This is a genomic window from Paludisphaera mucosa, from assembly GCF_029589435.1.
Taxonomy (GTDB): Bacteria; Planctomycetota; Planctomycetia; order Isosphaerales; family Isosphaeraceae; genus Paludisphaera; species Paludisphaera mucosa.
The window spans coordinates 1,474,239-1,496,997 of the sequence record NZ_JARRAG010000001.1 but is presented as its reverse complement, the minus strand read 5'-3'; the positions used below and the strand labels follow the sequence as shown (position 1 = coordinate 1,496,997).

The 22,759-nt window shown below is 66.0% G+C and carries 12 protein-coding genes and 1 tRNA gene; 2 read left to right on the top strand and 11 right to left on the bottom strand.

The features are described 5' to 3' along the window. Window positions 1-56: 56 nt before the first annotated feature. The gene (locus PZE19_RS06130) at window positions 57-1,304 is read right to left on the bottom strand and encodes a glycosyltransferase (RefSeq protein WP_277859689.1); all 1,248 of its coding nucleotides are present in this window, start codon (window positions 1,302-1,304) and stop codon (window positions 57-59) included. Between the two features lie 343 nt (window positions 1,305-1,647). Here PZE19_RS06130 and PZE19_RS06125 point away from each other — a divergent pair, with 343 nt between their 5' ends. Both PZE19_RS06125 and PZE19_RS06120 read left to right on the top strand, forming a co-directional pair. Beyond that, on the top strand, window positions 1,648-2,484 hold the full coding sequence (locus tag PZE19_RS06125; protein WP_277859688.1) for a protein-L-isoaspartate(D-aspartate) O-methyltransferase: 837 nt from the start codon (window positions 1,648-1,650) through the stop codon (window positions 2,482-2,484). A 32-nt stretch (window positions 2,485-2,516) separates the two neighbouring features. Then, entirely contained in the window at window positions 2,517-5,405 is a 2,889-nt protein-coding gene (locus PZE19_RS06120) for a hypothetical protein (protein WP_277859687.1), read from the top strand. A 147-nt stretch (window positions 5,406-5,552) separates the two neighbouring features. On the opposite strand, the gene PZE19_RS06115 is transcribed toward PZE19_RS06120, so the two are convergent. The 10 genes from PZE19_RS06115 to PZE19_RS06070 form a co-directional block, all read right to left on the bottom strand. After that, entirely contained in the window at window positions 5,553-5,924 is a 372-nt protein-coding gene (locus tag PZE19_RS06115; protein WP_277859686.1) for an HU family DNA-binding protein, read from the bottom strand. Window positions 5,925-6,167: 243 nt separating this feature from the next. Continuing rightward, a complete protein-coding gene (locus tag PZE19_RS06110; protein WP_277859685.1) occupies window positions 6,168-6,377 on the bottom strand; it encodes a hypothetical protein in 210 nt (69 codons plus the stop codon). 323 nt (window positions 6,378-6,700) lie between these two features. Further along, the gene (locus PZE19_RS06105) at window positions 6,701-8,326 is read right to left on the bottom strand and encodes an alpha/beta hydrolase-fold protein (protein ID WP_277859684.1); all 1,626 of its coding nucleotides are present in this window, start codon (window positions 8,324-8,326) and stop codon (window positions 6,701-6,703) included. A gap of 168 nt (window positions 8,327-8,494) precedes the next feature. Beyond that, window positions 8,495-8,568 (bottom strand) — tRNA-Ile (locus PZE19_RS06100). Between the two features lie 184 nt (window positions 8,569-8,752). Continuing rightward, window positions 8,753-10,030, bottom strand: coding sequence for a DUF1559 family PulG-like putative transporter (locus PZE19_RS06095; protein ID WP_277859683.1), 1,278 nt, complete (start codon window positions 10,028-10,030; stop codon window positions 8,753-8,755). A gap of 176 nt (window positions 10,031-10,206) precedes the next feature. Further along, complete coding sequence (locus PZE19_RS06090; RefSeq protein ID WP_277859682.1) at window positions 10,207-15,903, bottom strand: hypothetical protein; 5,697 nt, start codon at window positions 15,901-15,903, stop codon at window positions 10,207-10,209. Window positions 15,904-16,032: 129 nt separating this feature from the next. After that, window positions 16,033-18,072 carry a PulJ/GspJ family protein gene (locus PZE19_RS06085; protein ID WP_277859681.1) on the bottom strand — a complete coding sequence of 680 codons (2,040 nt, stop codon included), beginning with the start codon at window positions 18,070-18,072 and terminating at the stop codon, window positions 16,033-16,035. Between the two features lie 94 nt (window positions 18,073-18,166). Then, a complete protein-coding gene (locus PZE19_RS06080; RefSeq protein ID WP_277859680.1) occupies window positions 18,167-19,651 on the bottom strand; it encodes a type IV pilus modification PilV family protein in 1,485 nt (494 codons plus the stop codon). After that, window positions 19,648-21,066 (bottom strand): prepilin-type N-terminal cleavage/methylation domain-containing protein, encoded by a 1,419-nt coding sequence (locus PZE19_RS06075; RefSeq protein WP_277859679.1) that lies wholly within the window; start codon window positions 21,064-21,066, stop codon window positions 19,648-19,650. Before PZE19_RS06075 ends, PZE19_RS06080 begins: the two co-directional genes overlap by 4 nt. Next, window positions 21,063-22,703 (bottom strand): type II secretion system protein, encoded by a 1,641-nt coding sequence (locus PZE19_RS06070; protein WP_277859678.1) that lies wholly within the window; start codon window positions 22,701-22,703, stop codon window positions 21,063-21,065. Before PZE19_RS06070 ends, PZE19_RS06075 begins: the two co-directional genes overlap by 4 nt. Between the last annotated feature and the right edge of the window lie 56 nt (window positions 22,704-22,759).

Sequence of the window (22,759 nt, the reverse complement as noted above, 5' to 3'; positions counted from 1 at the left end):
ATGTTCCAGAACGCATTCTTACAGAATGATCCCAGGGTGGGAACCCGCGGGACGGCTCATTCCGGCGCGTGCGAATCCTCGGACGGGAGCCGAGGAGGGATCGTCGCGTCGGGTGGCGGAGTCGCGGACTCGCCGCGAGCCCGCGGGGGGCGAGCGCCGCGGGGCGTCGCGTCCGGGAGCAGGCGGGTCAATCGGCCCACGTAGAAGCGATGCCCGCGCCACTGGACGTGGCTGTTGAGGAGGGCGTCGAACCAGAGCGGCAGGATCATCAGATCCTTGATCGGGCTGTAGATCAGGTGGCGGAGCTTCGGGAACGTGCCGCGGAGTCGACGCGTCTGGACGGCGTCGCGGGCCATCCCCAGGCCGACCAGGCAGAGCAAGCCGCCCCAGGCGATCCCGGACTCTCCCGAAAAGGCCCAGACCAGGCCGATCGTCGACAGGTTCGCCAGCGGCTCGGCCGCGAACGCGGGCAGGGCCAGGCGGCGACGGATCTTGAACCACCGGGAATGGCGGTTGAGGAACCAGATGAAGCCGCGGCGGCGATTGACGTTCTCGATGACGTGGTGGCTGAGCCGGATCGAGTACCCGGCCTTCCTCACCCGCATCCCCATCACCTGGTCCTCGGCCAGCAGGTTGCGGACCGACGCGAAGCCGCCGATCGCCTCCAGCACCGAGCCCCGGAGCATCATCGACTTGCCGACCACGCAGGTGACGCCGAGCATCGAGGCCAGCGCCATGCCGCCGGCGATATAGCCGTTGATCTGGAGGTTCTCCAGGACGGCGCCGGGATAGACCTCGCCCCGACCGACGAACAGGTTCGTCACCATGCCCACGCTCGGCTCCGCCAGGTAGCCGGCGGTCTCCCGGAGGTACGAGGGACGGGCGCGGACGTTGGAATCGCTGATCAGGAGGACGTCGTGACGGCGATACGGCTCCATCGCCGCCAGGCTCTCGACCTTCGGATTGAGGCCGAACGGCGGACAGCCGACGACCAGCCGGGCGTCACGCTCGGGATGCCCTTCCATGAGCTTGCGGACCACGACCGCGGCGGGGTCGGCCGCATCCGCGACGCAGAAGATCAACTGGTAGGTCGGGTAGTCGATCTCGAAGAAGCTCGCCAGGTTCTCTTCAAGCTCCTCGTCGAGGCCCTTGAGCGGCTTGAAGATGGTGACCGGGGGCGTGTGGTCCGGCAGGCTCCGTCGCCGAAGCACCCAGAACAGGCAGCAAGTGGACGCCAGCGTCGTCGTCACGGCGGCGACGGCAACGAGCCCGAGCAACAGGTCGGCGGTCTGGGAGGACGTCATCCTGTCTCCCCGAGTGCGACGACGGGTCCGGCCGTCGTCCGCAAATCCAGATGGGATCGGGGTCGGCCCGTTCGTCCTACGCACCGACGAGGTCGTCGGCGGGCGTCGGCGTCGACGAGTCGCCCGCGGGTCGAACCGGCACAGCTTTCACTCCCATCATAACCGCGCGGGCCATTTCCTCCAATCCGGGTTGTGCTGAGGCGCCGGGACGCCGAAGCGATCGCCGTCGCCTATCCTCAAAAAGCCGCATCGACTCCGCCCGGCCGGAGTGAAGCCCGGATTCCCCTCGTGGTAGACTTGGGCTTTGGCCCCGAGGCGGGCCGTTCGAGGAAAGGAGACTTCGATGAAACGACGCCCCCGCGCGGTCGCGCCGCCGAGCCTGATCCGGATCCTGACGGCCCTCCTCTTGGTCTACGCCGGGATCGCTATTCGAGCGCAGGACGCGGCCAAGGCCAAACCGGCGGCGACCGAGGATCCGACCGCCAGGCCCAGGGCCCGCATGGTCCAGCGCCACCTCGCCGAGAACGGCATCAAGGATCCCCGCGTCCTCGACGCCTTCCGCACCGTCCCCCGCCACAAGTTCCTGCCCCCCGGCAGCAACCGCCAGGCGTACGACGACGAGTCGATCCCCATCGGCGAGGGCCAGACGATCACCCCACCCTACGACGTCGCCTTCATGACCGAGGTCCTCGACCCCAAGCCCACCGACAAGATCTACGAGGTCGGGACCGGCTCGGGCTACCAGTCGGCGATCCTCTCGCGGCTGGCCAAGGAGGTCTATTCGGTCGAGATCCACGCCCCGCTCGGCGAACGCGCCGCCAGGGTCCACAAGGAACTCGGATACACGAACATCCACACCAAGGTCGGCGACGGCTACGAAGGCTGGCCCGACGCCGCCCCGTTCGACGCGATCATCGTGACGTGCGCCCCCCAGCTCATCCCCCAGCCGCTGGTCGACCAGCTCAAGGAAGGCGGCCGCATGGTCATCCCCCTGGGCGACCGCTTCACCCAGAGCGTCCACCTGGTCGTCAAGCGGAACGGCAAGCTGATCGACAAGGAGCTGAAGCCCACCCTCTTCGTCCCGATGACCGGCAAGGCCCTCAAGGAGACTGCCGCGCCGAGGGCGAAGGCCGACGCATCCGCCCCCGCCGCCGCCCCGGCCCCCAAGGCGAATCGATGATGGAACGTCAGGCCACGCGACGGAGATCCCTCGTGACCAAGCTCGCGACCCTTTCCCTGACGCTCGCCCTGGGCGTCGCCGCCTGTTGGGTCGGCCCTTCAGCGTCCGCCCAGGCTCCGAACGGCGAGATCCTCCGGCCGCCCCCTCCCCCCCGCGACGACCTTGAAACGGACGCCAACGCCGACGGCGTCCCGGACGGCTGGTACAACGCCCGCGACGCCGCCATCGAGCCCGACGGCGGCGCGGCCGGCCCCCGTTTCGTCCGGATCGCCTGCGCCCGCCGGGGCCGTCCCGCCCGGATCAGCCGGGCCTTCGGCATCGACGGCCGCAAGTACGAGGCCGTGGTGATGGGGCTCTGGGTCCGCCTGAAGGACGTCGAGTACGGCGAGCGGAGCGGCGAAGAGCCGAGCCTGCTGATCGACTTCCTCGGCGACGAGCTCCGCCACCTGTCCCGCGGGACCATGGGGCCCTGGACTCGCACCGTGGGCGACCGCTGGACCCGGATCGCCAAGCGGATTCCGGTCCCCCCCGGCGCACGCGACGCCATCATGTCCGTGGGCCTGATGGGCGCGGCCGGCCGGCTCGACGTCGACGGCCTGACCTTCGACCTCGTCCCCCGCGAGACGGTCGAGACGACGAACCTGGTCGTCAACGGAACCTTCGAGCTGGGCGACCCCGCGCCGGCCTCGTGGATCGTCAACAACGACGCCGCCCGCGTCGCCCCCGGGCACCTGTCAGACTCGGCCGTCGAGCTGTCGCGGTCCGGGTCGAAGGTCCTTGCCGGCCTGGCCCTGCCGATCGAGGCGTTCGACGGGCTGGAGGTCACGCTCTACGCCAAGGCGCAGAGCCTGCGAGGCTCGGGCGGGGCCGGGGCGAGCTTCTACTTCCTTGACGAGTCCGGGGAGCCGCTCGCCGGGAGGCGGGGGGGCGTCCAGGCCTTCCAGTGGTCCGGGACGTTCGACTGGACGCCGCAACGCACCGTCGTCCCCGTCCCCCGGGGGGCGGTGCGGGCCGTCGTGCAGATCGAGAAGACCGACGGCGTCGGATCGATCCGGGTCGACGACGTCCGCGTGACCGCCTCTCCGAACGCCGACATCGCCGCCTGGACCCCTTACCAAACGGCCGACGACGTCATCGGCTGGCACGAGTACAAGCCCGCCGCCGCGATCGCCGCCGGCTCGGCCCTGGATTTCTCGTTCCTCAACCCCGCCCCGGCCGGGTCGAAGGGGCCGGTCCTCGTCAAGGACGGCCACCTGGCGTTCACCTCCGGCGGCCGCGCCCGCTTCTTCGGGGTCCAGCTTTTGCCGCCTGCGGCGTTCCAGGACGCCGCGAAGTCCGACGCCCTGGCCGATCGCCTGGCGCGTTCCGGCGTCAACCTGGTCCGCATCGGCGAACTCGACACGCCCCTGGGTCCCGACCGCAGCCTGTTCGACGACGCCCGCGACGACACCAAGGAATTCGATCCGGTCTCCCTGTCGCGACTCGACCACCTGGTCGCCGCGCTCGAAGCCCGGGGGATCTACGTCGCCCTGGAGTTGCTGGGCGGTCGTCGCTTCCGCGCCGAGGACGGCGTCCAGGCGGCCGGCCTCCTCTCGGCCGGCGGCGGCCCCGCGGCCGTTCTGGACCCGGCGATCGCCAAGCTGAACCTGGACGCCTCGCTCGCCCTGCTGAACCGCACCAACACCGAGACGGGCAAACCGCTCCGCGACGATCCGGCGCTGGCCTGGGTCACGCTCGCCGGCGAGGTCTCGCTGTTCGACCTGATCGACCGGCCGGACGGTCTGCCCGCCCCCTACGCGGCGGAATTGCGAGCCAGGGGCGAGAAGGCGCGAGGACTGCCCGGGCGCCGCCTCTGGCAATCGGTCGAGTCGGCCCACTATTCGGCCTGGGCCGCGCAGCTCCGCAAGGCCGGCCTGAAGGCCCCCCTCGCCGGCGTCTCGCACTGGAGGCGGGAGTCCGAGTTCACGGCGATCCTCTCCGCGCCCGGGCTCGACATGATCGACGACCGGCTCTTCTGGGCGTCGACGGCCTGGACCGCGCCCGATCTGAGGTCCCAGCTCTGGAGCGGCGACGGCGGCCTGGTCGCGGGCGCGTCGCGCAAGCTCGTCGAAGGCCGGCCTTACGCGGCGGGCCAGTGGTGCCCGCAGACCCAGGGGGCCTGGGCCCTGCCCCACGAGGCGGCCGACCAGATCCTGGCCGCCGCGACCGCCCGCCACGAGGACTGGGACGCGTTGGTGCGCCGGGGCGTGTTCATCTACCCCAAGGTCTGGGGCGACGGCCCCGTGGGCACGGCGGGCGTCGAGGACATCTTCCAGATCCCCGAGGTCGCCAACGGAACCCCGCAGGTCTACGCCCTCTGGCCGCACGCCGCGTCCATCCTGCTCCGCGGACGCGAGGCGACGACCGCGAAACCGGCCGGCGAGGGGGATCGGCCCGTGATCCGGAAGCGGACCGTCCTGCCCGGGTGGGACTCGTCGCAGGGCAAGCTGGTGATCGACACGCCCTTCACCCAGGGCGTCGCCGGCTGGAACGGCGAGGATGGGGCGAAGTTCGACAGCCTGAGCGTCGCCGCCGAGTCGCCCTTCGCGGTCGTCGTCGCAACCTCCGCAGGACCCGAGCCGATCGCCGAGGCGAAGCGTCTGCTCGTGACGACCCTGGCTCGCGTCGAGCCGACCGGGTTCCGCTGGGTCGACCCCTGGAAGCGCGAGACGGCCGATCCCGGCCGCCCTCCCCTGCTCCAGGAGCCGGTCCGCGCCCGGGTCGAGTGGCGTCGCAAGGGGACGGTCAGGGCCTTCGCGCTCGACTCGTCGGGAGCGCGCGTCCAGCCGGCGCGGGTGGAGACGCTCCCCAACGGCGAGGGCGTGGCCCTGATCGTCGACGGTCAGTCGCCGGCGATCCACTGGGAGCTCGTCGCCGAGTGACGGGGCCGGCTCGCAGGCCTATTCTGCCCGACGTCCGAGCCCGCCGGGGCTGGAAACGACGGACCGCGTCGAGGGGCTCTCCACACGGAGGGCCCGGACGCGGTCGTGTTCGTCGGCCGACGTCGTCGGTCGATGGATCGGCAAGACTCAGATGAGGTCCTTGAGGGCCTTGAGCGGCAGGACCTTGACCACCTTGCGGGCGGGCTTGGCCTTGATCGTGATCTGCTCCTTGGTGGCCGGGTTGAAGCCCGGGCGGGCCTTGGTGGCCGGCTTGTGCACGACCTTGATCTTGAGCAGGCCGGGGATCACGAAGAGGCCGGGGCCCTTCTTGCCGATCTCCTTCTCGATCAGCTCGGACATCGCCTCGAACACCCCGGCGACGTCCTTCTTGCTGAGGTTCGTCTTCGTGGCGATGGCGGTGTAGATCTCGGTCTTGGTCGCGTGCTTCGCGGCCGTCTTCGCGGCCGGGGCCGGGGCCGCCTTGGGTTCCGCGGCCTTGGGAGCGGCTTTTTTGGCCATGGGACAATCATCCTTCTTCGAGAAAATCGACGACGAACGTCTCGCGAGCCGGTCGGATCCTCCCTCCCCGTTGAAGAGTGGTCGTCGTGGCTCCTGCCGATCGTTTTCGACGATTATGCCCGAAACATCCAGAGAAAATCAGGGTCGACCCCCAAAAACCCAGGGGTTTCGGCGATATTCTCGCTCCCGGCCCCTTCCGACCCCCTGATTTCGGCCTATCACGACCTTCGAGGCCACGTGCGCCTACACCGCCAGGCCGCGACGGACAGTCTCGAAATCCATGATGAACAGCCCCGTCGCCGACATCATGTCGACGACGAACCCCTCCCGCGCGTAGGCCTCGGCGCTGCGGGAAGCCTGACCGAAATCGGCGAACGCCTGACGCACCAGCCGCGAGCCGTCGCTGATCCGCAGTACGACCGTGGGACTCTGGGATCGCGTTTCGTTCGTCATGTTCACGTTCCTCACCGAAATCCAGGAGGGATCGTCGGGGATCGATGCGACGGGCGACCGTCGCGGTGGGGTGCGATCGTGGATGTGCGGCGTCGGTCGCCAGGGCTCAACCCGCAGTTCCTGCCGAGACCGACCTCGCAACTACGTAGGATAGGGGCCGACGTGCCTCCTGTGTCGCCCTGTTTCTCAAATTCGGCGCGAAGTTGCCGTGAAGCACGGGGCACCCTTTCTGAGCGTCGTAGGCGCGTGCGATCTCATGCCAGGCTGGACGCCGGCATGAAATTGCTGCGGTTGAGATGGTGCGCACTTAAGTCGTCAGCCCATCAAAGGCGGGGGGCCTCGGGCTTCCGCGGCGGGTCGAAGGCGTTTGCGCCTCGCGTCTTGACCTTACGCTTGTAGACGCCGGTCCCCGTCCCCACGTAGAGGACGTCGAAATTCGGACCTCCGAACGACAGGGACGTCGCGGCGCCACGAGGCGTCGGCAGGATGACGTTGACCCGGCCCGCCTGGTCGCAGACCTGGACGCCGAGCGCCGTGGCCGCGTAGAGCCGACCGTCGCGATCGACGGCGAGCCCGCTGGTCCCCGCGTCGCGGGCGTCGTCGCCGACGTGGAGGTGGTGATACTTCTGGCCGAACTGGAGGCTCAAATCGGGCTGGACCTGGTAGCTGTACACCCAGCGGCTCGCGGCGTCGGCGATGTACATCAAGGACTGATCGGGCGACAGGACGAGGCTGCCCGCCTCCGGCAGCGCCGTGTTCGAAACGACCGCGGCCCCGGTCGGCGAACGGGCCTCGATCTGCCGGCCGCTGGTCGAGGTCTCGCCGGGCCCGGGGAACGGGACGAAACGGGCGCCGTCGTGACGCGTGAGCCGTCCCAGGAGGGCGTCGACGACCTTGTCGGGCCGATCCGAGACGCTCTCGACGCGGCCGTCCGCGGAGATCTTCTGGATGCGTGAGGCCGCCGCGTCGCTGACGTAGACGTCGCCGGCCGGGTCGACGGTCATCGACGAGGCGTTGACGCCCGCCGCGGCGACGGACCAGCCCTCGCCGGGAACGACGATCTCCCGGAGCTTCTCGGCCCCTGGGCCCGGCTTGATGGGGACCGTCCAGTCCTTCCAGAGCCACCGCATCGCGTCGGCGAAGATCTCGGTCGCGTGCTTGGAGCTGTGGCCGCCCTCGCCCCAGGCGTGGGCGACCTCGTAACCGGCGAACGTCAGCGCTCGCTCCATCTCCTGGTTGGCCATCCACCAGTCGCCGCCGTAGATGTTCAGGTCGTCGGCCCCGTCCTCCATGAACACCCGCAGCGGCCTGGGCTCGTACTTCCGGATGAGCGTGGGATAGACGTTGCCGCCCCGCAGGCCGACGTAGGTGCCGATGCCGCTGAAGACCCGGCGGAAAGAGTCGGGGCGTTCCCAGGCGGCGGTGAAGGCGCAGACGGCCCCGCTGCTCGACCCGGCGATCGCGCGTTCGTCGGGACTCCGGGTGATCCGGATCGGGCGACCGTCCGCCGTCTTCTGCTTCTCGACCTCGGGCAGCAGCTCCTCGATCAGGAAGCGGGCGTAGGCGTCGCCCAGGCCGTCGTACTCATAGCTGCGGTTGAATCGATCCAGGGCCCCGTCGGACGTCGCCTTGACCCGGCCGTGCATCACGAAGACGCCGATGAGGACCGGGACCTCCCGCCTGGCGATCAGCTCGTCGAAAACCGCGGGCGCGTCGTACTGGACTCCGTCCTGGCAGACGAACAGGGCGGCGGGCTTCGAGGCGTCGTACTGTTTGGGGAGGTAAATCCAGTAATCGCGCGTCGTCCCCGGGAAGATGGTGCTCGCCTCGAAGACGTGCTTCTGGACCTCGCCCTTCGGCGTTTCCTCTGCGGACGAAACCCCGCACGCGACGACGCCGAGCCCGAAGACCCTCAGGACGAACCCCAGCCGAGCCGATCGTCGCATCATCGTTCGCTCTCATGAGAAAGTGGGGGCCTCGGGCGCGCCGAGAGCGGGACGCCCCCTAAGGCGTGACCGCATCGGTGGCTGATCCTATCCCGAGCGAAGGTCGGGCAAAAGGGCCGGGCCGCGTCGGACCCGAGGACGAAAGCGGGCGAGGAAGGGGAGGGACTCGAATGGGCGCACCAGGATTCGAACCTGGGACCTTACCCTTATCAGGGGTACGCTCTAGCCAACTGAGCTATGCGCCCGGCGTGCGGGACAGGAGATAGTTTAGCCGAAGGCGCCGGTGAGTCAACCACCCACCCCCTCGGCCGGCCTCGGATCCCCGAAAAGGAAACGACCCGCCCCGCGGGCCGGTGGGGCTCGCGGGGCGGGTCGATGGGGGCCCGTCGTCTCGTTCAGGCCGTCAATCCGAAAGACGCCTCGACCGCCTTACTGGATAAAGGCGTCCTGGCTGACCGGCAGTTGCTTGTACGGCAGGGGCAGCTTGCTCCCGGCCGGGGTGATGATCTTGGCGTAGACCGTGCCGTCGATCGTGTTGCTGATGAACCGGACCGAGCCGTCGCAGAAGCCGTAGTTGCAGCCGTTCGGGTGGCCGCTGGTGACGAACGGGAACGACCCCTTGATCGTCAGCGTCTGGCCGTAGCCGATGTTCTCGAAACCGCCCACGCGGTTCGCGGCGCCCCAGCCCTGGGCGTCGGCCGCCGAGGTTCCGCCGGCCAGGCCCGCGGTGCAGTCGCCGGACGTGCCGCAGACATTGTCGGAGGCGATGAACATCGAGAAGGTCGGCCAGGGAGCCGCCCAGTTGGTCTCGGAGGAGCCGGAGAACGTCGTGCCGGTCGAGTAGCCGACCAGCGTGTTCTCGCCGAGCAGGACCGTCGAGCCGGAACCGTCCACGATGCTCGCCGTGGTGGTCTTCATCCCGCCCCAGTAAGGGTTGCGACCGTTCTGGGCGCCGGGGATGTCGGTGTCGTCGCCCGTGATCGTCGAGTTGTTGTTGTAGATCGAGTTGATGAACATGACGCCCAGCTTCTGCTGGACGGCCTGGGCGAGGGTCTGGGTTCCCGTGGAATCCCACTTGAGCATCGTGCCGGTGCTGCCGCCCGTGCCGCCGTCGAGGGAGTAGCCGGTCCAGCCGAACGGATAGGCGCCGAAGCGGGCGAACCCGCCGTTGGCCGCGTAGCTCAGGTTGCCTTCGTTGGCCGTGAAGTTGGAGTCGTCGGGGCATCGCAGGATGCTCAACGAAGCGTGAGCGATATTCGCATTGGGGGTCGAGGTGCCGGGAGCGGCCGTCGCCAGGTAGCTCAGCTCCTGGGTCCAGTTATTGGCCAGGTCGGCCTGGTCGAGGTCCTGGAGGATTTCCACGACCCAGCTCTTGCCCGCGCGAGCCGCGTCGGTGGAAGCCGGCGCGTCGCCGACGCGATAGAGGACCGACTTGGTGATGTCGCCCTGGGGGGCCGTCTTGGGCACCGGCAGCGAGGCCGGGTCTTCGAAGAAGAGGCCGGCGGGGGGATACGAACCCTTGCGGATGGCGAAGTTGTTCAACGCCAGGCCGATGTTCTTGAGATTGTTCTGGCACTGGGCGCGGCGGGCGGCCTCGCGAGCCGACTGGATGGCCGGGAGGAGGAGGCCGACCAGGACGCCGATGATGCTGATGACGACCAGCAGCTCGATCAGCGTGAAACCTTGGCGGCGGCGACGGGGCTTCATGAGGCGGTCCTTTCGTAGACGGGAAGAACGAGACCACTGGATCCTATCGAGACGACGTCCCCTAAGACAATACGTTCGCCGGCGGGGCCTGTGACGGACGCCGAATTCCATCGTCGCGGGCCTCAAGACCCCAATTCGCCGGTCGAGAAGACCGGTGAAGCGACGGATTCATAACATCATTGCTTCAAAACCTGGCGGTAGAGCACCGCCTCGCGGAATTTCCCGGGGTTGGAGGCGTCGAAGCCGTCGAGCTTGAGACGATCGACGATGAAGAAACCCCGCTGTCGGACGTTCTTGCCCCCGACCAGTCCGACCTCGCGACCCAGGGTGTCGAAGGCCGCATTTACATCGGTCCACGCCATGGAGGGATCCCCCTGCGACTTGACCTCGAAGAATCCCACAGTGACCCAGACGGCGTATTGATGAGTACGCACCGTGCTGAGGTTCATCATCTTCTGCATCCACTCCGAGCGCCAGAAGGGATGCATCGCCTGCGTTTCCAACATGCCTGGTTGACCAGACGTGAAGTTCGTGAGATTGACCTGAGGCTGCTTCAGCGTGGCCACCGACGGCGGCGCATAGGTCCGCTGAAAGGACTCGCCTCCTCGGGAAGCATTACTATTAGACGCGGCATCTGTATCTGGAACCTGGAACAGACGCCTCGGCGGGACTGCAGGAGGATAAATCGGATCGTTGGGCCCCGGAGGCAAGTGAGACCGGAGCGCGGGATTCCTGACCCCTGCATCTCTCGCCACGATGCCGTGATCCGCCTGGGTCAGATTCAGGGTCGGGGTCGCCGGCCTCATGATGGTGGCATTGATGTCCGGGAAAGTTAGCGAGCGAAAAGGAGCTTCTGGCAGGGGGCTGAACAGGTAGCCCGAACTGCCGTGGCGGAGTTTCAAGAAATCGCTGAAAGCTCCCTTGAGGCTCCCACCTATAAGCGGGTCCGAGTCATAGAATCCTACATTGCTGAGCGGGTAGGCGGCTCTTCGAGGGTTCGAGGGGTTTAGATCGGACGGCCTCGGAGGAGACTGGGTGTAATCCCATTCGGTCACGACGAGCGGGACGTGGTCGGAAGTCGCGTCGAAGCCCTTTGGGTCCACTTTGTCGATCGTGATCGCGTTCAAAGCCGGCGGTACGTTTACAACTTGCTGTAACGTCGTCTTCGGAGTTCGAGAGCCGGCGTTTCCTACCAACCCCAGGAACACCTCTTCATCGATGATCAGATTGAGATTGAGTTGGCCGGGTCTGATGTCCTGACGGAACCAGTCGTAGTTGAAGCCGTTCGCCGCCGAAGCCACCGCCCCCATGACCGGGCTGGGGACCTCGAAAACCTCGAACATCTTGAACCAACCCCCGCTGCTCGGCCCGTACACGGTGTTCCATGTCGTAGCGGGCGGGCTCTGATCTCCAGGCGACGCCGAAGTGTAAAAGAGCTGGTCCACCAGATAGGGATAGGTGCGAGGATCCTCCGAGAAATTATCGACGTTAGGAGTAGCTAGGTTCGGGACTGTGACAGAATTCGTGGGCTTCGGCTTTGTGCGATCGCCGGTGAACTTGGGGGATTTCGACAGATTCACGTTGACATCGGAGGGTGCGTACTCCACGAACTGCTTGGTGAAGAGACCCGGTGGGCAGCCGGGGACGAGGGAAAGCTCCGCGACGCTCGTGAAGTCGCGATCATGGAACACGAGAAAGTCCCATCGCGGCAGCACGGCCGAGCCCTGGGTCTTATCCCCCAGCGTGTTATTGATGACGTTGGTCGACGGATATGTCTGGGTGCCATCCTTCGATTTTCCGAAATTACCCGCATTCGTCGCCGTCGTCGTGGACGGGGAGGCGAGCAGCTGTTCCGTGAAGCCGTATCGGGTGACGTCGAGATCTCGGCCCGCAAAGCTGCCGGTGGCTCTGGGCACGAGATGTCCGCCGCGATTCGGCTGGAAGCGTTGAGTCGAGTAGATTTTGTTGGCCGCGGACAGGTCAGGGATCTCCTCGCCTGCGGCGTTGATCTTCGGCTCCCCAGATCCCTCGATCATGTGGAATCGCATCGAATCCACGACGATCATCGGATTGTCCGCGGAGACGGGCGCGAACGGGTTGGCGGGACGGCGCAGGCAGACCCACTTGTATGCATTATCTCCGCGATTGTTGATCGCCGGAATTCGCCCTGGATAGGGGGCGGTGGGTTGTCCCGGCGGAGGTACGACACCAGGGAGGACGCCGGCAGGGATGTCGAAGCCCGGATTCGTCTGGACGGCCGTTTGAGTCGTCGGATCGTAGGAAGGCTTCAGGCTTTGCACCAACGATGGACTGGGACCATTTGGGCCCGGTGCGAAGGTCTGGCTGGGAGCAGAGGTCTCGCCATTCGGCACCGTCAGATCGTTGCCGATCGTGTAGTAGAAATTTTTCGGTGGCGCCGTTGCCGTTCCTGCAGCGGGAGGAGGAGTGGTGCTTTCCTTTGTCAAAGGGACGAGTTGCACGTCCTGAGCGAGGGATACGCCGTTTTGGAAGGCATCGCGATTGAGCGGCAGGGGGGCATAATAGCCGGTCCCTCCATTCGGCAGGAGTTGCCCTGTAAATGGATCGGGGCGCGTATACGGGGTCTCGTCGGCGAAGATCAGGTCCCAGCATCCGCCTTCGTAAGGTTTGTTGATCGTGTAACCGAAGCCGCCCAAATTCAGCGTGCTTGCATTGCTTGCGCCGCTCGTGGAGGACTCGGTGAGCGTATTGACCAGCTCGATAAAGAATCGCGAGACGGGATGAGGCGACGGCGCTGCGGGCGTATCCATCTTCGTCAAGAACGAATACGCCAGGACCTCGTTGATCGCCACCGGGCTGTATTCCATGCCGTATTGAATCAACGGCAGGTCGGAACCGTCGGGAAGTTCGGTGGCGAGGACGAGGCTCGGCGCCGTCGCAGGCATCGCGGAGCCGGGACGGATCGTGCAGTCCGGATTCACGAATCGGGTCATCGTGGCGTCCGGATCGCGGAAATCGACGATGTTGACGAGGTACTGGCTGAGGAACGCGAGTTCCTCCGGGGTGTCGATGCTGAGCGGCGGCAAGATTGTCTTCAGGTACTGGTAGGTCTCCGAAATCCACTTGAGCCGGGTCGGCTCCGTCGAACTGTTCGAGACGGGCAAGGGATAGTTTAGGTTGATCTTGCGATCACGTTGCACCAACGAAGGGGTATGCGACTGGACCTTCTTGACGGTGGACGCCGCGACATAAGGAACGTAATCGGGATCGGCGGTGTCCAGATCCGACAATGTCCGCAGACCGGTATTGGCCTTCGATCCGAACCGTCGGTTGTCCGAGAATCGATTGCCGGGGTTGTCGTTCGCCCAAGTGATGGAGTTGGTATCCCACGTGTCGATCGAATAGAGGCGGCGACGGCGCAAGGCGTCCGCGGAGTCGCGGAAGCTGAGGGGGGCCAATTCCGACAGTCGACTGGACAGCGAGGCGCCGTCCTGATCGTGCGCCCGATAGAGCCATTCCAGGTCAGTATGGCCGAAAGGCCGGTCGGCCGAGTTCGGCTGATAGAGCGACATCTCGGCGGCCTCGTTAAGGCCGGCGCTCGACATGAGCGAATTGACGAGATTATTGTAGGTCGGCACCGTCGAACCACCGCTCGTCGTGGTCCAGTTGTTGGAAAGGTCAAGTGTTTGGTTGCCGCTCGCATCCAGATCCGTAGGAGCCGCCCCAAAGTGTAACGGCGAAAGTGGCAGGACAACTCCCTTGAGCGATGGATTGCGAAAGGCTTCGAAACCGTGCAGGGGATTATTGGTCACATCGAACGCCGTGCCAGGAATCGTCGCGTTGGAACCATCCACCCAGGAAGGCTCACCAGCCTTCGTCTTGGCCAGTGGCGATTGTCGAGCCACGACGTCCCCCACGGTTGCCACCGGGACGCCGGGGGGTCGAAAATACTTGTGATAGGCGACCCGGCCGAAAATATCGGGCGAGATGAACTCCGTATTTCCCACGTTCACGGCGCTGATAACCTTACCATCTCCGGCCAGATCCATGGGAGTGACGAAGCGACGCATACGCTCGGCCGGCAGGGCGAAGTCTCCCGCCGCGTCGTAATAATCGGCCGGCCATCCTCCCACCGTTGGACTTTCGGCCCCCAGCGTCGATGGCCAGTGGTCGAACGCCGTCGAGTCGTCGTCCCGGCCGTCCACTCCAGATCCGACCAGAGCCGAGACTCCCGCACGCACCATGCTGGAGAAGGACAGGAAGGGGGTCACGCTCGTGTCGAAGATTTCGGGGATCGCCCCGGGCTCTCCCCAGCGGCCGGGCACCGCGCGCGGAGCGAGCCGATGGATTCCCGCCGTGGCGGGGTTGTCGGCGACGTCAGGGACGTTGTTGGGTAAGACATACCCCCCTACCCGGTTTCGATCCTCATAACTTCCCGTAGGGTCGGGGCGCGTGCCGGTCAACAGGCTCCTAAGCTGGGTCACATTGACCGAGATTGAGGCATCGTCGACCTGTGGCTTCGTCGCATCATTCTGAAGCCCGAAGGTCGGATCCACCTCGCTCGGCGAGTTGCCGAGGTGCGAAGTGTGCATGAAGACGGGGTTGCCGGCGTCGTCCCGTTGCTGGAGGTTCCCCGCCGTGTTGAGCGGAATCCGGCCGTTGAGGCCGATGACCATGAACGCGAAGAGCGGTTTGAACAACACCCCCCGCGCGTCACGCGTCGCGGGGTAGCCGAGGTCGACCCAAACGGAGTCCGTGAGGCCGTCGCCGTCGTTGTCAACATCGTAACGGATTTTCCCAGTAGCCTCCTCGGGTCTCAGGTTCGGAAACGTCAGCGGATCGTGACCGTCGGCCGCCCTGGGACGAAGGATCTTCGATCGCACATCGGCGGTGGTAAGCGACCAATCCGACTGTCGCAGGACGCCCGGCCGATGAAAGGAAGGCATGATGACCTTGCCGTCGGCGCTCTGGATTGCGAGGAACCAGTTCTCCAGGTCGCAGGCGTCGTAATCCTCGTCCATCCCGACCGAATCCGGCTCTCCCGGCTGGAGGATCAAGTTGTTGCCGACCAGAGGACCGCCGTTATACCGCATATTAGCGTACACGGCCGATGTGCCCATGCCAGGGCCGTTGAACGCGTGGAGCGCCCGGCCATCGAGGACGAAGCCGACGTTGATCGGCACCCCCGGGGCACCCGCGTATTCTCCGACCAGCGCGCTGGCCACGACCTGATCGGCCGTCTTCGACCGATCGGTGTCGGGGCTGAGGTAACCGCTTCGGAGGCCCATGGCCGACGTCGGCGACGGTGAGAGATAGAAAACGTGGTTGGTTGCATTAACCGTTCCGGAGACGTCGTCCTCCAGCACCTCGAAGGTTTGGCCGATGAGGCGCGTCTCAGAGGTACCGGTCACCACGCTCTGCGGGCCGAACTTGACCACCCACCGGGTGAAATCGTAGCCGTAGAAAGTGGGATTAGCGGACGGGAGCGGGATGTTGGTGATGCACTCGATCGTGCCGATACGTTTGGCCGGTGTGGTGGCGATCGTGGCGCCGGTAAATTTGAGAAGCCCGGCGACGGTGTCGGTCGGATTCCGATCGACGTATCCGTTGCGGGCGGCGTCGTTGCCGAACATGTCGCGGGCCATGCTGTGGCCGCGGATGGCGGAGCCGACGTCGTCGGTGTCGCCGATCAGCTGGGACAGGGCGTAATCCATCAGCTCGTTCGGCTGCGGACGCAACACCGACTGGGCGTAGTTGCGGGCGCCGATCCGGGCCTGCCCCGAGAAGGTCGCGAAGGTTACGCCGATCAGCGCGAGTAATCCCAGCATGCCCAGCACCAGGATGAGCGCGACGCCCCGGCGCTTCTTGAGTCTGGCTCGATTCGTCGTCAACATGAGGGTTCTCCCAGGTCGATTCGCCGCTGGGCGGGCTCGACGAGCCCGTGGAATCGTTCTGCGTCCTCGCCTGGGCCGGCGACCGGATGGGTCGCACGAGGCCGGAAGGAGGCCGTTGCGGTATCGGCGTCAGAGCTTGTCCGTGAAATCGTGCCGGATGGTGATCTGTTTCACATGCTGGTTCGACGGGTCGACGGCCCGCACCTGGATCTGGATCCCCTTGAGGGGGGCCGGATAGGGCGGCGGATACGACGGATAGACCGGCGGATCGTTGGGCGGCCCGACGCGCAGACCGGTCGAGGGGTCGATCGCGTGGGCGGGGGCGTTCGTGTAGTCGGTGGACCAGGTGTCGAAGACGCGGCGGAGCCGATTCACCTGTCCGCTGTCGTCGCCGATGTTGCCCGTGTATACCCCAGAGCTGCGATAGGTGTTCTGGCCGAACTGAGCGTCGTATCGGTTGTCCGCCACCAGCGGCGGCATCCGTCCCTCGTGCCCGAACGTGGTGAAGGAGTTGACGGTACTAACGCCCCAGGTCAACAGCGGCGGGGTGGCCGCCAGGAACGTCTCGGACCCCGTGAGCCGCACGTCGTCGGCCCACCCCAGATCGACGTAGCCGCCGTAGACGTCGTCGAGCACCTTGACGTCGAAGCTGCGCACCCCGGTCATGATCAGGTCGTCTTCCCAGACGTTGGCCCAGAAGGCGCTCATGTTGGAATAGACGGCGCTGCTCGTGCCCATACCATCCGTGAACAGTTGCGGATTGGTGCGAATGTCGCTCGTCATCGGGGGGAGCAGGTTGGCGTCGTCCGCAACCCTGAGGACCCCGCCTGATGCGTTCGAGGGGTTGCGGGGGCTCAGGCCATTGGCCTGGTCGCCGGCGTTGAAATTGGGCGGGACGGTCGGATCCTGCCACCCCAGCGAGAGGGTCTCTCGCGACGTCGGGAACCCCCACCACGTCTGGAAGGTGTTGTTCCCGGACTCGGGCCGATACAGGTTGTCGCCGACGTCCAGCGGGTTGTGGTTGAGCCGCTGGAGATAGAGCAACGCGCTCGCCGCCCCGGCCGAGACGATATTCGTCGTCTGGTCGGGGACCGGCGAATGGATCCATCCCAGGTTGGCCACGTCGGTCTCGGGCTGGGAATAGGCGCCTGGGAAAATATAGGGGAAGGCCATGGCCGAGAAATAATTGACCCCTGTCGGCAAACTGGCCACATATCCGTTCTTGGCCGAGATCAGGTTTCCGACGGCCGTCGTGAAACTCCCCGTCGCGTCGGCATAGAGCGTCGGGTAGAAGTCGGGGACTCCGTCGGCGTTGCCGTCGTCGGAGACGCCGTCGTTGTTATAGTCGTCGGCGAACCGCGGGGCCGCGAAGCGGTTCTCCCGGTTCGTGAGGTCGCCCAGCGTGTTGAGCACGATCTGCCGAGCGGCGGCGCCGGGCGTGATGCCGGAGCCACGCTTGGCCGGGCGGGCGGAGAGGTCGTTGACGCCTTGCCAGCTGACGATCGCCGAGCCGCCGAACGCTCCGGGCTGGAACTGGAAGTCGTTGGTGAACTGGCTCGCCGCCGCGGGCCACGTATTCCTGAACATCGGGACGATGGAGTCCTGGCGCTCGGGGGCGATCAGCAACACGCGCCGATAGAGGTTGCCGTTGCGGACGAAGTAGATGATCTCGGCGCACTCGCTCGTGATCGTGATCGGCTGCGAATTCTTGTAGAGGCTCAATTGAGCGGCCGACATATCTGCGGGATCGAGGAGCTTCCCCGTCGCAACGTCGAAAGGCGGCTTCAGGAAGACCCGGCCCCGGAAGGGCCGTCCGGGCGGGGCCTTCGCGGTGAACCGGAGGTAGTCGTCGGAGTCCTCGCCCTGCAGGTCGGCGAAGGCGTTCTCGCCGTACTCGAAATAGCCGAGGTTGTTTTTCGGATCCAGGGGGGGGGTGAGCCGCGCCGTCACGCCGTCGAGGTCGGACCGGACCTGGACGTCGAGCCTTCGCAAGGAGTTGTCCAGCTCCTGGAAGCTCTGGGCCGAGTTGAGGGCTCCGGTCGCGGCCTGGAAGACCTGGACCAGGACCGTCATCATCAGGACCAACATCGCGACCGTCACGAGCATCTCGACGAGCGTCACGCCGCGTCGGCTCGAAGAACGGCTGCGATGGTCAACGGCGTTCTGCATCACGGCTATACCCTTGGGGTCGGGGAGCACGACGCTCGGGATGTGGTCATGTCAGGCCGTCCGACCGGGTCGGACGCGGTGTCGAGCTTTTCGGTCAGGGCATGACGAAGGTCCGAGGCACCACGCCGACGACATACGGGGAGACCATGGCCACGTTGACGTGGTAAGGAACATCGTTGGCCATGTCCCAGAGCGTCTTGGCCTGGAGCTTGGTCCTGGTGTAGACCAGGGAGTAACGCCCGTTTCCGAAGGCTGCGAAGGGCGTCCCCGCCGTGTCGGCGGCGGGCGTCGCACGCTGAACTTGATACCAGAAGCAGCGCTGGGCGGGCGGCTGGCGTTCCCCCGTCGAGGTCTTGAACTGGAAGCGCGAGATCGCCAGCGGCTGCAATCGCTCGTAGGTGACGTCGGCCACCCAGGAGCCCATCTTGATTTCCAGGTCCGGGGTGGTGGACGGCCAGAGGAGCAGGACGACGTTGTCGGCGCCCGCCGAGACGCCGACGACCGTGTCGTCGAACATGGTCCCGACCGTCCTCCGGATGGAACTGTAGCCGAACACCGCCTGGACCGTGCGCTCGCCGGCGACCTGGTTCAACTGCGAGTCGAACCCGAAGGGCCGGTTCTCGAAGATGACCACGTTGCCGTTGAACAGTCGGTCGTTGAACGCGTCCGCCTGCTGGCCCACGAACATCCAGGTGTATCGCCAGTCGTTGGTCAAGGCGGCGTAATTGGCGAGTTCGGCCGGCGGAGTGCCGTTGGCGATCATGTTCTCGCGAGTCGCCATGGCGGCGGTCGCGAGGTCGGGGATCACGGGGCTGGGGCTGACGACCTCGGAGGGCATCGCGACCGTCGGATCGAAAAGATCCTGATAGCCCGTATTGTTGGTCTCCTGCCAGACGATGTCCTCGGGAGATATGAACGTCGACAGGATGATGTTGGATTGCAAAGGGAGGGCGTAATTGAGGTTGGTCAACCGCTGCAAACCCCAGGCGCTCGCGACGGCACCGCCGCCGCTCGTGTCCGCGAGACCGAGCATACTGCCGTCGCCGAATCGCGCCTCGCCGGCCGGGTTGTCCGCAGGGACGCTGGACGGAATCAGCCTCTGCTGATGCCACCACAGCGGGTCGTAGGCGACGGGCAGCCCGGCTCCGTATTGCAGGGGGCCGCCGTTATAGGATTTTTCATTGACCCCGAGGGCGCCCAGGCCGCCATATCCACGGTATGCGCCGGCTTTCGTGATGTCATTGCCGCCCGACCAGTCGCCGAACGCGAAGGGCGTGTCCTGGATCCAGGGATCGTAAGCCAGCGGGACGTTTCCGGCCCCGTACCAGGGGCTCTGGTTGGGGTCGAGGAACGTCGATTTCTTCAGGAGCCCTCGCGAGAGCAGGTCGGCCCCGGCCGACTGGGACAGGATCGCCGAGCGGCTGTAGCGTTGGGCTTCCCGCAGCCTGACCAGGCCGATGGGGAAGAGCGTCGCCAGGGAGACCAGGCCGATCCCCAGGATCAGGACCGAGATCAGGAGCTCGGTCAGCGTGATCCCGCTCCGGATTGTCGCGGCCCGGGCCGCGCGTCGCGTCGTCATTGGCCACCTCGAACGCCCTGTTGAGCTTTGAAGAATGGAGCGCTCGGGTTGTAAGCGGCCGTATTGTAATTCCCGGGGACGAGGTCGAAATCCGCGACCTCGTTCGTCGTGATCTGCCCGCTGCGCGTGAAAAGCGTGACGATTCGGTACTCGCCCTTCAGGAAGTTCGTCGCATTGGGATTCAACCCCTCGGGCACGGGCAGGAAGGGGGCGAATTTCGCCAGGTCGGGATCCGCTACGCTGGCCCCCGCCTCGTACAAGTCTTGTCGCTCGGCCAGCCAGAAATGGAAGAAAGTGTCTTTCATCGAGAAGCTGGCGGGCGTGGAATAGACGGTGCTTGGAACGACGTCGCCCTGGGGCGAGAACATTACGTCGACGTATCCAGTGAACCGGTCGACCGGTGCACGAGTCCGCTCCGGGCTGGCCTGATTCCAGGTGGTCAGATCGATCACGACGCCCGAGGGAAGGGCGGTCTCGCGGGCGTTCGCCGACGGGATCGGACGACGTGTGATCGTGTAGGCCTTATCGATCAAGGGCCCGCCGCTGAGCTGGTAGATCTGAGCTTCACTCCCGACCCAACGCTCACGCTCCCACTCGGCGAGAGTGTCGACGAGCGGATTACCGACGGTGCCGTCGAGATCATTGTCGATCCCATCCCAACCCTCGTCGGTGAATCCGTCCCCGTCGTCGTCGACGCCATTGACGAGGAAGAGAAACTCCCGGGGGCCTTGCCCGTCGCCGTAGTCCATCGGGGAAGTCGTGCCCGGCACACCCACATTCACGAAAAGCTCGGGATTGCCGGCGGACGGCCCGATCGTCATGGGTCCCACGACCGTATACTGCCAACCGGAACTGCCGATGCGCAGCTTGTCGCCGATGCGGATGTTCCAGAACCAGGACGTGGGGGCGTTGCGCGCCAGGGTCGTGAGTTGCAGCGGCTGCTCCGTCACGATGAGTACCGGCGCCGTCAGATTCCCCATGGCGTCCCACGGATACACGAAGCCGCCTGCGGGCGGATCCCCCGGATAGGGGACGTTCGCATCGCGATTGAAATCCAGTTCGCGAGCCGTCAGCCTCCCCTCCGAATAATCCGGGGCCGGCTCGATGGCCACCATGCGATTCGCCGCGAGGATGCTGGACCCGGTCGGGATGGCGGGGTCGGGCAGCAGGCGGACGCCGCGGGGGGCGTTGGCGTGGACCGCCGCGTCCTGGGCGCCGACGAAGGCCCCCTGCAGGAGCCGAGCCGACTCGTTGACCTGGCGATGATTGAGCGCGGGCAGGACGACGGGCAGGGCCGCGGCGCTGACGATCAGGACGATCACGAGGACGACGAGCAATTCGATCAGCGTGAAGCCCGCTCGAATGCGCACCGGGCCGCCCTCCGTCGAAGAAGTCCGGTCGGAGAGGAATCTCATGGCGCCGAACCTCCAATGCCGCCCGCGGGAATGTTATGGCTGTTGATGTCGTCCTGCCCCCGGGCCTGAATCCTGTAACTGTCTTCCGGCGCCGTGTCGTCCTTCGTGATCAGGCCGCCGATGCTCGCCTGATCGGTGACGAGTCGCGTGAGATCGAGGAGGGATAGAGGAGCCGCCTGGCTCTCCAGGGCGATCAGCGGGTAGGCCGCGGAATAAGCGCTCGTGCTCGCGGCGTCCGAGATGGCGGCTCGCAAGGAGGCGTCGTCGAACATGAGGAGCCCCAGTTCCTTGTCCGGCCCCGCCGAGACGATCAGGAACTTGCTGGTGAGGGCACGCCGCGCCGCGAAATCGCCGCTGGGCGCGCCTCGATCCCAGAAGAGCCCCACCCCGGTGCTCGAACCGTATAGCAACGGTTCATGCAACAGGTGAAAGTAGTTCTCGAAGAACGCAACCCCGGCGCTGCGGTTCCGCGACTTCGCCGCGAAGAGCGTCGGGAAAAGGCTGGTCACGCTGGTCGGATCGTTGTAGGCGGACGACCACCAGGCCGGCGACATGAGTTGCTGATTGGGGTCGAACCCGTCCAGCTCGCGCTGCTCGATCATGCCGGCGTAGGGTGCGGCATAGGCGACGTCCTCGTTCACGGATTGGAATTTCTGGCCCCGCTGCAGGCCCGAGGAAAAGAGCAAGGGCCATCGATAGAACTGGAGCGGTTCGCCCCAGGAATCGACGAACTCGGGGAGGCCGTCGCCGTCGGTGTCCTTCACCTCTTGGTCGGTGAAGTCCTCTCGTTCGAAGATCGAACCGAACGGACCTTGCGACTCGACCAGGAGTGCGTAGAGGACTTCCGCGCGGGCCGTCTTGTGTTTGTGGAGCCCGAGCCGCGACTGGACGGTCTCGAGCACCGTCGCGTCGGCCGTGGTGAAGGCCGGGGCCTGATTCACCCCCTCCGCCCAGTTGTCGATCCGCCCGTCCCCGTCGTTGTCGATCCCGTCGTACCCCGTCGGTTGATATCCGAGGTTCTTGTACAGGCCCGCCGCCATGTGATAGGAGGCCCCATAGATCCCTTCCCCCGGGTTGAAGTAGTTGCTGCCGCTCGCGCCCAACGGCCACCCGTCTCCCAGGGGGAGGACGAACTCGGCGTCCGTCGGCGGCGTGTCCGTGCCGCCGTTGGGGTTCCCGCTCGAGATGGGATACGGATTCGCGGCGAAGTTCAGGGGATAGCCGTACGTCGCCACGTCCTGCAGGTAGAAGACGTCCGGCACTTCTCGTGCGAAGAACTCGATCTGGGCCAGCACGTAAGCCCGCTCGGACATGCGCGGGTCGGTCGCGGGTGTCAGCGTGTCATAGCACCGGGCGATGAGGCCCTGAACCTGAGTCGGATCGGGGGGCCGGCTCTGGAGGATGGCGTCCAGCCGATCGGTGAGGGCGACGTCGAGCTTGGAGATCAGGCTCTGCGTCGCCTTCTCCCGGGCGGAGCGGACCGCGCTCCAGGACGCGTTGAGGATGAACACGAGCAAGATGCCGATGATGACCATGACGACCATGAGCTCGATGAGGGTGAACGCACCCCGCCGGAGCGACCAGGCCTCCGGTCGAATGCGCCTCCGCAGATCGTTCTTGCGTCCGTCGAGTGTCATAAATCCGCCTTGCAGGGACGTGTTCCGGGGAAAAGGTTCGTCCGACGATGAAGCCC

Excerpts from the sequence above, each read along its gene's own strand:
- PZE19_RS06130 (WP_277859689.1), bottom strand. The coding sequence starts at position 1,304 with ATGACGTCCTCCCAGACCGCCGACCTGTTGCTCGGGCTCGTTGCCGTC.
- PZE19_RS06125 (WP_277859688.1), top strand. The coding sequence starts at position 1,648 with ATGAAACGACGCCCCCGCGCGGTCGCGCCGCCGAGCCTGATCCGGATC.
- PZE19_RS06115 (WP_277859686.1), bottom strand. The coding sequence starts at position 5,924 with ATGGCCAAAAAAGCCGCTCCCAAGGCCGCGGAACCCAAGGCGGCCCCG.
- PZE19_RS06110 (WP_277859685.1), bottom strand. The coding sequence starts at position 6,377 with ATGACGAACGAAACGCGATCCCAGAGTCCCACGGTCGTACTGCGGATC.
- PZE19_RS06105 (WP_277859684.1), bottom strand. The coding sequence starts at position 8,326 with ATGATGCGACGATCGGCTCGGCTGGGGTTCGTCCTGAGGGTCTTCGGG.
- PZE19_RS06095 (WP_277859683.1), bottom strand. The coding sequence starts at position 10,030 with ATGAAGCCCCGTCGCCGCCGCCAAGGTTTCACGCTGATCGAGCTGCTG.
- PZE19_RS06090 (WP_277859682.1), bottom strand. The coding sequence starts at position 15,903 with ATGTTGACGACGAATCGAGCCAGACTCAAGAAGCGCCGGGGCGTCGCG.
- PZE19_RS06085 (WP_277859681.1), bottom strand. The coding sequence starts at position 18,072 with ATGCAGAACGCCGTTGACCATCGCAGCCGTTCTTCGAGCCGACGCGGC.
- PZE19_RS06080 (WP_277859680.1), bottom strand. The coding sequence starts at position 19,651 with ATGACGACGCGACGCGCGGCCCGGGCCGCGACAATCCGGAGCGGGATC.
- PZE19_RS06075 (WP_277859679.1), bottom strand. The coding sequence starts at position 21,066 with ATGAGATTCCTCTCCGACCGGACTTCTTCGACGGAGGGCGGCCCGGTG.
- PZE19_RS06070 (WP_277859678.1), bottom strand. The coding sequence starts at position 22,703 with ATGACACTCGACGGACGCAAGAACGATCTGCGGAGGCGCATTCGACCG.